General features: G+C 35.9%; 8 protein-coding genes. 4 read left to right on the forward strand and 4 right to left on the reverse strand.

Going from position 1 to position 14,284, the window contains the following annotated elements; genetic code table 11:
* Positions 1–214 precede the first annotated feature (214 nt).
* The gene (locus tag DM397_RS02705) at positions 215–2,326 is read left to right on the forward strand and encodes a glycoside hydrolase family 97 protein (protein ID WP_111376086.1); all 2,112 of its coding nucleotides are present in this window, start codon (positions 215–217) and stop codon (positions 2,324–2,326) included.
* A gap of 287 nt (positions 2,327–2,613) precedes the next feature.
* Here DM397_RS02705 and DM397_RS02710 read toward each other — a convergent pair whose 3' ends face one another.
* Positions 2,614–2,811, reverse strand: a complete 198-nt coding sequence (locus DM397_RS02710; RefSeq protein ID WP_111376080.1) for a hypothetical protein — start codon at positions 2,809–2,811, stop codon at positions 2,614–2,616.
* Positions 2,812–3,339: 528 nt separating this feature from the next.
* On the opposite strand from DM397_RS02710, the gene DM397_RS02715 reads away from it, so the two are divergent.
* Genes DM397_RS02715 through DM397_RS02725 form a run of 3 tightly spaced genes read left to right on the forward strand, consistent with a single transcriptional unit; the run spans position 3,340 to position 8,747 of the window.
* On the forward strand, positions 3,340–6,318 hold the full coding sequence (locus DM397_RS02715) for a SusC/RagA family TonB-linked outer membrane protein (RefSeq protein ID WP_026729736.1): 2,979 nt from the start codon (positions 3,340–3,342) through the stop codon (positions 6,316–6,318).
* A gap of 35 nt (positions 6,319–6,353) precedes the next feature.
* Positions 6,354–7,961 carry a RagB/SusD family nutrient uptake outer membrane protein gene (locus tag DM397_RS02720; protein ID WP_026729737.1) on the forward strand — a complete coding sequence of 536 codons (1,608 nt, stop codon included), beginning with the start codon at positions 6,354–6,356 and terminating at the stop codon, positions 7,959–7,961.
* Between the two features lie 18 nt (positions 7,962–7,979).
* On the forward strand, positions 7,980–8,747 hold the full coding sequence (locus DM397_RS02725; RefSeq protein WP_026729738.1) for a SusE domain-containing protein: 768 nt from the start codon (positions 7,980–7,982) through the stop codon (positions 8,745–8,747).
* 751 nt (positions 8,748–9,498) lie between these two features.
* Here DM397_RS02725 and DM397_RS02730 read toward each other — a convergent pair.
* From DM397_RS02730 to DM397_RS02745, 3 genes are all read right to left on the reverse strand, one after another.
* Positions 9,499–9,657, reverse strand: a complete 159-nt coding sequence (locus DM397_RS02730) for a hypothetical protein (RefSeq protein ID WP_204251866.1) — start codon at positions 9,655–9,657, stop codon at positions 9,499–9,501.
* A gap of 805 nt (positions 9,658–10,462) precedes the next feature.
* Positions 10,463–11,608 carry a ChaN family lipoprotein gene (locus tag DM397_RS02740; protein ID WP_051234440.1) on the reverse strand — a complete coding sequence of 382 codons (1,146 nt, stop codon included), beginning with the start codon at positions 11,606–11,608 and terminating at the stop codon, positions 10,463–10,465.
* Positions 11,609–11,637: 29 nt separating this feature from the next.
* Positions 11,638–14,271, reverse strand: coding sequence for a DUF5916 domain-containing protein (locus DM397_RS02745; RefSeq protein WP_051234441.1), 2,634 nt, complete (start codon positions 14,269–14,271; stop codon positions 11,638–11,640).
* Positions 14,272–14,284: the final 13 nt, after the last annotated feature.

The following is a 14,284-nucleotide window of genomic DNA, read 5'->3' on the forward strand; positions in this document are numbered from 1 at the left end:
CTTATAGTAAAAAGGCTTTTATTATTCTACCAAATTACTACTTTTTCGTAGGATTAAGTATCGTTAAGTTATTTAAAATAAATTCATTATGCTTTTTAGGGCTGACTTTTTGCTACCAAACCATCATAGCAAGAATTGTGGCCGAAAAAACGCTTTAAATTTGATGGAACTAAAAAAGGTAAAAAAAACCATTAATTTTATTAACTCAATTCAAATGAAACATTTCTTACTATTGACCTTGCTGTGCCTGGCATCTAATAGCTTGTTGGCGCAGCAATTAAAATCTCCCAATCAAAAATTTCAAATGAAGTTTTCTTTACAAAGTGATGGCACACCCATTTATAGCTTGAATTATAAGGACAAGGTAGTTATTAAGCCGAGCAAACTGGGATTGGAGCTGAAAAATGATTCAAAATCATTACTGAATGATTTCACAGTTATTGATTCTGCCAAGAGTACTTTTGACGAAAACTGGAAGCCAGTTTGGGGAGAAGTAGCCAGCATTCGTGACCATTATAATGAATTGGCGGTAACCCTAAACCAAAAAGGAACCGATAGACAGCTGGTTATCCGTTTCCGATTGTTTGACGAAGGTTTAGGCTTTCGCTATGAATTTCCTTTGCAAAAAAATCTAACTTATTTTATTATTAAAGAAGAAAAAAGCCAGTTTGCAATGAATGGAGACCATACCGCTTTCTGGATTCCAGGAGATTATGATACTCAGGAATACGATTATACGACTTCTAAATTGTCTGAAATAAGAGGTTTGACTAAAAAAGCCACTACCGAAAATGTTTCGCAGCAATCTTTTTCGCCGACAGGAGTCCAGACGGCCCTGATGATGAAAACAGCAGATGGGCTTTTTATCAATCTGCATGAAGCCGCCTTAATTAATTATTCATGTATGCATTTGAATTTGGATGACAAGAATATGGTTTTTGAATCGTGGTTAACGCCAGACGCCAAAGGTGATAAAGGCTATATGCAGGCACCTTGCCAATCGCCTTGGAGAACTATTATGGCAAGTGATGATGCCACGGAAATTTTGGCTTCAAAAATGATTTTGAACTTAAATGATCCTTGTAAAATCGAGGATACTTCTTGGATTAAACCAATGAAATACGTTGGGGTTTGGTGGGAAATGATTACAGGGAAAAGCACTTGGGCCTATACCGATGAATATCCAACAGTGCAATTAGGGCTTACCGATTATGCAAAAGCTAAACCCAACGGAAAACATGGCGCCAATACGGCTAATGTAAAAAAATACATTGATTTCGCAGCTGCAAATGGGTTTAGTGCGGTATTGGTAGAGGGTTGGAACGAAGGCTGGGAAGATTGGTTTGGCCAGTCTAAAGATTATGTTTTTGATTTTGTAACCCCTTATCCTGATTTTGATGTAAAAGGAATTCAGGAGTATGCCAAATCGAAAGGGATTAAAATAATCATGCATCACGAAACTTCCGGCTCTACACGCAATTATGAACGTCACATGGACAAAGCTTATCGTTTTATGAAAGACAATGGTTATGATGCTGTAAAGAGCGGCTATGTGGGGCCAATCCTTCCGCGCGGTGAAAATCATTATAATCAATGGCTTGTCAATCATTATCAGTTTGCAATTGAAAAAGCGGCAGACTATAAAATCATGGTCAACGCACATGAAGCGATTCGTCCAACAGGGATTTGCAGAACTTATCCAAATTTAATTGGAAATGAATCGGCTAGAGGAACAGAATACCAGGCTTTTGGGGGATCCAAGCCTAATCACGTTACAATTTTGCCATTTACCAGATTAATTGGCGGCCCAATGGATTATACTCCTGGAATTTTTGAAATGAATATCAGCAAAATTAATCCAGAAAACAATTCGCATTTAAACAGCACCTTGGCAAATCAATTAGGATTGTACGTAACAATGTACAGCCCATTGCAAATGGCTGCTGACTTGCCGGAAAATTACGAGCGTTTTCCAGATGCTTTCCAATTTATTAAAGATGTTGCTGTAGACTGGAGTGAGAGTAAATATTTAGAAGCTGACCCTGGAGAATTCATCACAGTTGCAAGAAAAGCGAAAGGAACGGAGGATTGGTTTATAGGTAACGTAAATGGTGAAAAATCAAGAACTTCATCTATTACTTTGGATTTCCTAAAAAAAGGTAAAAATTACCAAGCAACCATTTATGCAGATGCAAAAGAAGCGCATTACAAAACCAATCCGCAGGCTTATATTATTCGAAAGATAAAAGTTGATAGTAAATCTAAATTAGCGCAATATACTGCTCCGGGAGGCGGTTATGCTATAAGTATTATTGAATTGAAATAGAGACTAATGACTTTGGAAATTAATTTTACCTATTTAATTGTTTAAATAAAATCAAAGCTGTTTTATTATCCCTAAACCCCTCAAAGCAATTTGAGGGGTTTTTATCTTCATTGTGCAAACAGTCCTATTCATATTCTTTTTACTTCAACTCGGAAAATTTCAATTCCAAGATGCATCCCCATAAGTACTTCCTAGAGTGCTTTCTTTCAGTTGAGCCTCCAACGATTATGGTGCTGAATATTCCTATAAGTTTAGTCTCCTTCAAGTTTTTAATGATAGATGGCTTTTTAGCCATCAGCATTCAAAAGCGGATCATATTCACAATTAAAAGATATATTCGGTATATCAGCCTCAAAAGATCCCGCCATTTCGGCAAGGATGCTACTCTGAAAATTCAATTTCTGATCTGTAATTGCGTATTTAGGCTGATAACTTAAAGTTTCTCCTTCCTGTTTTGTGACTTTTTTTTTGGAGATTCCTAGCAAGAAAAAACTATTGAAACAAACCTTTGGCGGTGGGCAGAATTAAAAATCTTCCTGCATATTCTGCATTATCAACACTTAAGGATCAAATCAGAAAATCTTCTACAAAATATATTAGATTTTGTGCCTTCAGGATTATTGAGAGAGATCAAACCAATTAGTTTTTTTAAGGCATTTTAATTTAAAATATTTCGATTGAAGCGCAGAGCATTAAAGAATTAACAATTTTTACTAGCGTAATAAATCTAATGTTAAACTAACTTTTTTGCAAATGCGATTTGCCTAGCTCAAATCTGATTTTTTACTACATAGGCACTACTTTTTACAGGTGTTAAATGGTGTTAATTGTTTGTTTTTAAGGTGTTTGCGCGTATGTAACAACTCGTTTAGCTACATTTTTTTTATTGTCAAAATTAAGACTTTAAACGCTTCATAATTTTGTGTCAGCGAAATCGAAATAATCTCTCCTTAGATCATAGCGATTTTGCAAAAACAGTATTACTAACAACCAAACTTATTTAAACCAAACTTATGAAAACAATTTACAGAAAGTTGTTATTTTTATTCCTATTGGTGCCTTTTACAGTATTAGCCCAGAACACGTTAAGCGGTACTGTTGCTGACAAAAGGACGGGTCAGCCAATACCGGGAGTAAATTTAAATGTACAAGGTGCTCCAAACGGTGCATCTACGGGATTTGACGGTAATTTCCAACTGTCAAATGTTAGAAGCGGAAACAAAATTGTTGTTTCTTTCATTGGATACAAAACCCAGACCATTGATTACACAGGACAAAAAACATTAAATGTTTTTTTAGAAGAAGATGCAAACCAGCTCAAAGAAGTTCTAGTTCAGGTAGGTTACGGAACTGTTAAGAAAAAAGATGCAACAGGTTCTGTTTCACAAATTGCAGCAAAAGACTTTAATAAAGGGATTAACGTTACTTCTGAGAGTTTAATTAAGGGCCGTATTTCAGGCGTGAATATAACAGGCGGAGGAGCGCCTGGAGCAAAAGCGGACATTAGAATTAGAGGAGGCTCATCGTTAAATGCTTCAAACGAACCTTTAATTGTAATAGACGGACTTCCCACTAGTAATGCGGTACCTAACGGAGCTACAAGTATTTTGGCTACAATAGATCCTAATGATATTGAGTCGTTTACAGTTTTAAAAGATGCATCTGCGGCTGCAATTTATGGATCTAGGGCTGCAAATGGTGTAATTGTAATTACAACAAAGAAAGGCTCTAAGGCTGGAATGAAGGTTTCATTCAATTCTCAAACCGGCGTGGATACTGTTGCTGATACAGTCGATGTATTGAGTGCTGATCAATTTCGGAATTTAGTAAATGAAAAAGGTTCAGCAGCTCAGAAGGCATTGTTAGGCACTGCCAATACAAATTGGCAAGATGAAATTTTTCATACTGTACTGACAACCAACAATAATGTATCCGCAAGCGGTGCACTATTTGGCAAGCTTCCTGTTAGGCTTTCTTTAGGCAACACAAACAACCCTGGAATATTAAAAAATACAAGCTTTGAGAGGACTACTGCTTCATTGACTATGAATCCTGTTTTATTTGATAACCATTTAAAAGTTGATATTAACGGTAATTTGTCTTTTGGTAAAAATAGATTTCAAAATCAAGGCGCTGTGATTGGCAATGCAATAGGATTTGATCCTACGCAGCCAGTATACCAGACGGGATCTCGTTATGGCGGATATTTCGAATGGTTAGAAGCAAATGGCAATTTACCCTTATTGCCAGGAAGGAACCCTGTGGCTTTATTAGATCAGACGAACAACAGTTCAACCTCTACTAGAAAATGGGGAAATGTAAGGTTAGATTATAATTTGCATTTCTTTGAAGATTTAAGGGCTGTGCTTGAATTGGGCATTGATAAATTTGATAGCAACGGATTTATAGATATAAGCACTGAAAGTGCCACTGGATATCAGCCTAATGTTTTTAGCTCAGGAAATTGGGTGAATAAAGGAGGAAATACGCATTATACGGACTCGCGCCAAAATAAAAACTTAAATGCCTATTTTAATTATAGCAAAGATTTAGGAAAGTTTAAAACTGATGTTACGGCAGGCTATAACTATCAAATGTTTCAAAGAGAAGGATTTACAACTAATAATATAAGAGTTCCCGGTACTGAGCCTGATGTTCAAACGGATCCAGATATTAATTTGCAGTCTTACTTTGGTCGTGTAAATCTAGGATATGATGGCAGGTATTTATTAACATTGAATTATAGAAGAGACGGTACTTCGCGTTTTTCTGAAAAAAACAGATGGGGTAATTTTTCAGGCGCTGCTTTCGCATGGAACATTTCAAGTGAGTCGTTTTTGAAAGATAATAGTGCTTTATCAAATCTTAAATTACGATTAGGGTATGGTGAGACTGGACAGCAGGATATTAGTGCTTCGTACGATTATCTAAAAAGAGTGACTTTGGGCACGGTGAACTCTCAGTATATTTTTGGAAACACTATCTACAGGGTAGCAAGAACTGAAGGTTATAATCCAGACATTAAATGGGAAGAATTAGCTGAAGCCAATATAGGTTTAGATTATGGATTATTCAATAATAGAATAACAGGATCCATCAACTATTTTAATAAAAAGTCAAATGATCTTTTAGCTTTTATTGCTTATCCTGATGGCGCGAATATGAGAAATCAGGGTTTTTCTAACGTAGGCAGCGTAAAGACAGATGGTGTTGAATTTAGCATCGAATCAGACATTATAAAAAATGATAATTTAAACTGGAATTTAGCTTTTAATGCAACTTATATTAAACAGGAAATAACCAATTTAGGCTTTACTGTTCCGGGTTTTCAAGGATATACCACTGGAGGTATTGCAGGTGGTAATGGTAATCAGATACAAATTAACTCTGTAGGATTTGCTCCCAATACCTTTTATGTTTATGAGCAGCTATATGATGCAAATAAAAGACCGATCCAAGGAGCTTACGCAGATAGAAATAAAGACGGGCAAATTAACACCGAGGACCGTTACAGGCTTCACAAAGCGGCACCGGATTATACGTTTGGCTTTGTCAGCACATTGAATTACAAAAATTTTGATTTTACAATGAATTGGAGAGCTAGTTTAGGAAATTATGTTTTTGACAATATAAGCTCTGATAAAGGATACCTGCAGGCAGGCTTAAGAAGAGAAACTGATTTGGCCAATGTTACTATAGATTATTATAACACGGGTTTTGATGCTGAAACTAATTCAAATGGAACCCAACGCAACTATTCTGATTATTTCATAAAAGATGCATCTTTCATAAAATTAGATAACCTGACAATAGGCTATGCATTAGGGAAAAAGATATTAAAGTCTGCCGCATTGAGATTTTCTGCAGGAGTTCAAAATGTTTTGACTTTCACAAAATACGACGGTTTGGATCCTGAACAGTTTAATGGCATTGATGGTAATGTTTATCCAAGAGCCAGAACTTACTTCTTTGGAGTTAATGCCAATTTGTAATAGTACATTCATGAACAAATTTTAAAAAAATAAAAATGAAAATATCATTTAAATATATAGCTTATTTTCTTCTATTCATTTTTGGATTAAATATGGTGCTTACTTCGTGTACAAGCGACCTAGAAGTGACCCCAAAAGACGATGATGAATTTTTATCAGATTCCTTTTTTAAAGACCCCTCATCCTATAAACAAGGATTGGCTAAGCTGTATGCAGGTTTATATGTCGGAGGAAATGATGGTGATGGAATTGCTGATATTGCTGGAATTGGAGGAGATTTTAGCAGCTATTTGAGGTTATTGTTTGCAATGCAAGAGTTTACAACGGACGAAGCTATTGTATCGTGGGGAGATGATGGTCTGCCAGCATTAAATTTTCAGACGTGGAGCACCAATAATCAATTCTTATATGGATTGTATTCCAGAGCTTTTTACCATATTAGTATTGCTAATGAATTTTTAAGGCAAACCACAGATGAAAAATTAGCAGAAAGAGGTGTTGATGCCAGCCTGAAAAGTGAAATTACCACCTTTAGGGCAGAGGCCCGCTTCTTAAGAGCATTTTCATACTATAATTTGATGGATCTCTTTGGTAATGTGCCTATTATCACGGAGAAGGACCCAGTTGGTTTTTTCTATCCCGAACAAAAAGCAAGAGCAGAAGTTTTTGCATTCATTGAATCCGAATTGAAAGATTTAGACAAAAGCCTTGCCGCTTCAAGAGCAAATGAATACGGAAGAATAGATAAAACAGCTGCTAAATTTTTATTGGCGCAAATTTATCTTAATGCAAAAGTATATAGCGGAACGGCAAAGAATGATGAGGCAATAGCGGCCTGCAATGATGTTATTAATTCAGCTTACAGTTTTGCAGATGTGCCATACCGATATTTATTTGCAGCTGACAATAATGTCAATGGAGCGCAAAATGAATTTATTTTCCCGGTGATCAATGACGGTAATGCTATTAGAGCTACAGGCGGAGGTATGAGCTTCATTTTGCACGCTTCTATAGGAGGAACAATGGATGCCGCGACCCAAGGGATGGATGGGGGCTGGTCAGGCATCAGAACAAGAAAAGAATTTGTTCAATTGTTTCCCGATGAAAATGCTACTGGAGATGTCAGAGGCACTTTCTATACCAATGGACAAACCTTAGATATTGCTAACGTAGGTGCTTTTTCAAACGGTTACGCAGTTACCAAGTACACTAATGTAAATTCTGATGGAAGCGCAGCGCAAAGAAATGATATTCCAGATACAGATTTTCCGATGTTTAGATTATCAGATGCATATTTAATGTATGCTGAAGCAACTTTAAGAGGTGCATCAAACGGCAATATCGAAACAGCTTTAGGTTACGTGAATAAAATCAGAAAAAGAGCTAATGCAACTAGTATTTCAACTTCCGATTTAACATTAGATTTTATTCTTGCGGAAAGGGCAAGAGAATTGTTTTGGGAATGCCACAGGCGAACTGATTTAATTCGATTTGACAAATTTACCGGTTCAAGTAAACTATGGCAATGGAAGGGAGGCATTCAAAATGGGACTTCTACACAATCCTACAGAGATATTATGCCAATTCCCAGCACAACCATTCAAGCTAACCCGACTTTAAAACAAAACCCTGGATATAACTAACATATAAAAGATAATAAAATGAAAAATATATATAAAATTCTGGCTGCATTAATTGCCATATTAATAGTGTCATGTAATGCTGATGATGTTGAAAACAGACCGGTAATCACTGAGGGGATTGCGCCAGTACTGCTCACTCCGCAATCTAATTTTAATATTGTGCTCGAAAATGCCAATGCTACAAGCTTAGCGACTACTTTTGTTTGGAATGAAGCACATTATGAGGGAACTGAAACAGTTATTAATTATACAATTGAAGTGGCAAAAGCTGGTACCGATTTTAAAAATCCTACTATAGCGAGTGTAACCACCGCTACATTTAAAAGCTTTACAGTTGAAGAATTAAATGCCGTCGCTTTAAATGCTGGGCTTACATCTTTTGTCGAAGGAAAGCTGGATGTACGAATTAGATCTACAGTCGGTGCAGTTAACGCACTGCCGCAAACATCTAATTTTTACACTATCACCGTAACGCCATACCCTGCATGGCCAAACTGGGGCATAATTGGCAGCGCGACGGCAGCAACAACAGGTGGTGACGGTTGGACAGCCGATGCTGACTTAAATTATAATTCAGCTTCTAAAAAATATTCCATCACGATGGATTTAGCCGCGGGGGAAATCAAATTTAGATTAGATGATGACTGGGCAACAAATTACGGCGATAATGGAAGTGATGGAACTTTAGATGCAGGCGGCACGAATATTCCAATTGTAACAACAGGAAACTATACTATTGTAGTTGACTTCACTGCAAAAACTTACACTGTTACAAAAAATTATTAATTTTCCATTGTGATAAAAGGCCATCTTAGGATGGCCTTTTTTTAATAATGCTATCGGGACAAATCGAAATTACTGCCAATCAATAGTTTGTTCGTAGTTAGGTTATATTCTTTTTTTTTTTGATAGCCCTCACTGCTGTAGCTACAATATTTTGAATCATAATGCTCACTTCTCGATCGGCTTCGCTGATTCTTTTTGTCATGTTATTTTCAGAATCAGGCAAGAAATTATTTTAACAATTTTTCTATTTCTTGATAGTAAATTTTATCAAGGGATAAGTGTAATTATTCTTTAATTGCATATCCTTTCTTATAAAAATCTTTGCCTTTTAAAAAAATCTTTGAACAAACTTATATTGCTCTCTTTTTTGTATGCTAATGCTAAATAGTAATATGTTTCCGCTAAATAGTCATCTATTATAAGTTATTTTTTTTCTGCTTTCAATCCGCAGAATTTTATCGAAATCTTCGAGGTCAAAATTTGGCTGTATGTCCTGTAAGTTTGAATTAAGAACAGATTTTATTTTATTGATCGGTGTCTTTTTTTGACTAATGTTCTAAAAGCGTGTATCATGGTTCTGTAATTTTCTTCTGTAAGGATAAACCGCAAAATTAGCAAATCACTAGACAGACTATCGATAACAATTGTTTTAAAAAAAAGTTTTTATTGCCTGTTGAGAACCCTGATGAGCGATATAGATGTGATGCCTAAAATAGGAAGCAATGTAATGTTGTGGGATGACTTGTATGATTTAGGTACAGGTCCTAAGACATCCTTTTTCAATGAAAAACATTGTTTTTGAAACACTGCCTTCTTCCAGCAGTATGGTTCTGGCAGGAATCTCTATTGGAGCAAAAATCGGTATTAGAATACACCATCTGTCGGTATTGGTTTGTGTTTTTTCTGGCATGGCTGCATCTTTACTTGACCGAAAAGGTTATATTATATAACTGATGTTGATTTTTACTAAATTTATTGAAAACAGAATGATTATCTGCAGGGTTAAATGTACTTGTAATCTTCTGAGGTGCTATACCCGTGAGCTGCAATAGTTATATGGATGAGCTACTGACGTATTTGGACTATTGGTTTTCCGTACCCAAGGGTGGGCTTTCAAAAACTATGGCAAGGTTTATGTGCTTATGCATGGATGGTCAATAACTCGATTTATTATATATACAAAAAAATCAAGATGGATTTGTAAGAACCTCTTGTTTTTATTTTTAAAATTCTTGCCATCATGGCCGACATTTTCCGGTAGATCTGTGTTGTCATTTTATTTTTTTAATTATTTCTACTATTGTTTTTTGGAGGAAGGTTTGGACCAGTTATGCGGGTAACGCTTAAAATAGCTATCAGATAATCTGGCCGGTAAATTAATTAGTATCAGCAATGGTCAGCGGAATCTAATTTGGGTGATCAGTATCGTCATTGTATTTAATGTTTTTTTAGGTTTAATATTGTTTTTCATGAGCTTTTCCAACTGTGCGTTCACAAAGGGATTTCCACTGCACATTAGCAAAACGAACTGGCGAAGCAATCGAGGAATAGCTGGTGGCATAGATGGTTTTGCGTCAATTAGCGGTGCATTCTCATGTACCGCTATTTGTAAAGGCCGCATTTATGCAGTATGACTTCGGTTAGATAATGTATGGTTTCTTGCAAAGCGGTGGCCTGCTATGAAATAGGGATTTTTAATTTGAATGCGTTTAACCTCAATACTTGTCTACCTCACCATATTTCTTTGCAATATCTCCATATTCCCGAATCTGTTTCCAATATTCCTCCATGTTTTTTGGCCTTGGCCTCCAATCAGGATCTGCTACATTTTCCTGGGCTTCATTCCAATTGCTCGCAGTTAAAAATTTCGGATCAATATCGCAACCAGAAAGTTTATTTATTGGTGCCAGAAATATATAGCCATCATAAAAATTTTCCAAAGTAAAATCCTGATATCCCATTGAATAATAACTATTATCCTTAAGCTTTCCAAGTGGAGTATCAGCCAAATCGAAACCAACTGGTGTATTATTGATTTTCTCCATTATAATTTCGATTTTTCCATCTGCCGGAGAAATCAAATTCGGTTTTGTATCAGGACGATTACTGAAAGGTTTATGCAATAAAACAGAATAAACTAATCGTGGATATTTAGCATAAAGCTGATTCCCAAAATAGCCATCTTCAAATCTTATAAAATCAGTACCCAAAAAATCATAAACTGGAAATTTATACTTTGTAAATGCATGGACATCTCCGGTGAGAATCAAAATTTTCTCTCTCTTAGTAACAATTTCTTTCTCTACAATAGAGAATCGATATGTTTCAGTGTTTCCTTTGTAAAAAACTTTCTTCATTTTTTCGGAAGTTCGTTGTCCAGAAAAGGAAGACCAATCGTAACGATAGCTTAAATTTAAAATACGAAATTTTTTCGAAGATTTAGGAAGGGATCTATTAAATGACCATGCAGCCTCATACAAATCGGTATACCCCTTAAAAGCCCACCCTGAATTGTAGTTAAACATTAATTTTCGAGCTAAATCCTTGTTATATTCAGGAGCAGAAATTAAAGAATCTAATTGCGCTTGATTTTCACTTGCGCCAAATTCCATTCCTAAATTATATACTTTATTTTGATATAAAACAGGAATCAAACTCTTTACAAATTGAAGATTTTCCTTAACCCGATGCTCTTCTGACAGAAGGATTATATCCTTTTGAGCAAATTTTGAAGCAATATATTCCTCTGGCGTATTTTTGTTATTGGATAAATATTGGACTGATTTTTCAATCTCATCCGATTGCGAAAAGATACAAAGAGGAAAAAGAATCAGAAGTAAGAGTATATTTTTTTTAAACATTTTTTATTTTTTAGAGATTAGTTTTTTCTTCATAGCAAAAAGCGATAGGTCATTTTGAAAATAAATGTATTCTGCGGTTGTTTGCCTAAAATTTGTGTGTCCAGATTAACAAATAAATCGTCCATAGGATTTCCCGAACCATTTGTTCCTTGCGACCAAACCAAATAAATTTCTGAGCCTGGTATATATTCCCATCTTAAAACCAAATTGGAGCGGAACTGAACAAATGAAAAGTCAGGATTACGAAAGGAATAGTCTTTGGTCCCATTTTGATTTTCGTCAACATTATAAATATTTGTTGCACTATCAAATGAAATCTGCTTTTGATTGTATGTTACAACTCTATCTGCAAAATAGGCTGCACGGGGGTTGGTAACGTAATTAAAATCTGAATATTTTCCAGTTGACACAAATGGCTGTCCATAATACTGAATAGTAAAATTGGGATTTATGCTATAATTGAGCCGCAATGAAGCGCTTAATGTCTGCTGTTCCAAATGCGAAGTTATATATCGAATTCCGTTTTCATAATTTGATTGCGTTACATATTGTGTTTTACTCTGATTAACATTGAAATTTGGATTCAAAGTAATCGACAACGCATTTGTTGGCTGATACGTCACACTAGGATCTATTGCCTTATACGAGAAAGAATTGTTTTTTCCTTGGGCGAAAAACACTCCAGCTTGAAAACGAAGCTTTTTTCGCGGATCCGAACCAAAAGTATTATAGCTTACAAATTCTTCTGAAAATCTAAATTTTGGCCCGCCCTGCAAATAGGCATTATTATAGATTCTAGGTTTATAAGAAAAACCGATATTCGCCCACCAATAGTTCTTAAATTCTGATTTCCCCAAAAGATCATAATAAGTCCGATTGTGAAAACCTCCAAAATCGTAGGTTACAAAAGGTTCTAAACGCACCATTCCGCTTCTGAAAATCCCAAAAGGTTTTAAAGATTGATAGCTTACATAGAAAGTCTGCTTGATTTCATCCGCCTGACGCAGAAAGCCAATGTCATTGAGCTCCAATTCCGGCGAACGCCAGGTTAGTGTCGCATTATATCGCCAGTGTCCCTCAGCTGCTTTTCCTGCTTCAATCTTTCCTCCCGTCCCCGTAAGTGACGTTCTGCTTTCATCAACAGAAACATAATCAGCATCTGCTCTTTGAAACAAATGTGAAATTTCTTTCTGCGTGTTCGTAATCGATTCTCTTGAACCTAAGACATGACTTAAAATTACATTTCCACCTATAAAATATTTCCGATTTTTCCAATTGTGCTTGAAATCCAATCCGCCGGTATATGCTGCTTTTCGCAAAAGTAGAAATTGCGGTTCATCTGTATTTCTGTTGGTTGCCGTTAAGATTGCTCCCAGAAAACTATTTCGGTCATTAAAATCTTTTTGAACACGGCCTACAAAATAATTGGTAAGCGGTTCTACATGAACTTCTTGTCGTTCTTGACCGTTATCGATTTTGACATATTCGTCTGCCGTAACGCTTTCCATAATTCCTAATGACCAACCATTTTTTGTTTTCCCGCTAAATTTTGCGGCACCCAAAATGGTTGTATTTTGAGGACGTTTGATAAAATCTTCTTTTTGAGTTGTAATTATCCCTTGCGGACTTCGACCGATACGTCTGGAATAAAAAAGATTGTCTTCATTGTTTCCAAAATTGCAATCGAAAATGTTTTTGTTTTCGATAAAAAAAGGACGTCTCTCTTGAAGAAATATCTGAAATCCATCCAAAGCAATTACAGCAGGATCGGCCTCAACCTGACCAAAATCAGGGTTTATAGTCAAATCCAGCGTCAAATCATTTGTAACTCCAATTTTAGCATCAAGTCCCGCATTTAATGTGAGATCTTCCCCGTCTCTAAATGGATTTCCGTTTTCTTGTTCATATGTATCAAGCTGCGTTAAAAAGTAAGGCTGAATTTCCAATTGTTTTTGGGGTTTAAGATTGGCTAAACCCTCTAAATTTCCAAATTCACTTACCCAGCCCGGCGCATCAGCCGGGATACGTTGCCAAACCGATCGCTCCTGTTTTCGAAAATACCTGCGCGTAGCTTGAAAACCCCAAATTTGATCTTTGCCCGCACTGAATTTTAACTGACTGAGCGGAATTTTCATTTCAGCAGTCCAGCCTTCTGAGTCAATATTTGTTTTTACATACCAAATCGGATTCCAGCTTGCATCCCAGTTATTCCCATTATCTGCAATAAATTCATCGCTTTTAACTCCCGATGCCGAAATAGTAAACGAAAATCCAGTACGCTTGTCGTGATAACTATCAATATTCACTTCGACAAAATCGCCGTCAAAACCATCTCGTCTTGACAAACGTTTTACAATTTTTTCGGGCTCTTTATCATAACACTTGAAAGCAACATATAAAAATTTAGCATCGTAAAGAATTTTAAACTTAGTCTGCTCTGTTGGAGCTGTATTTTCATCGGGAAGATTCTCTATAAAATCGGTTTGCCAATCTACGATATCCCAGCTTGAATCGGTTAAAATTCCATCAATTATTGGAGCTTTATTATTTTCTAATGATTTTGTGGTATAACTTCTTTTTTCAATTTTAGACTGTTCCTGTGCTAAACAATATTGAATTGAAAAGAAGACTGTCAGCAAAATCTTTATTCGCTGTAAAGCCATATTGGTTATTTTT

Source organism: Flavobacterium nitrogenifigens, assembly GCF_003254565.1.
Classification (GTDB): Bacteria; Bacteroidota; Bacteroidia; order Flavobacteriales; family Flavobacteriaceae; genus Flavobacterium; species Flavobacterium nitrogenifigens.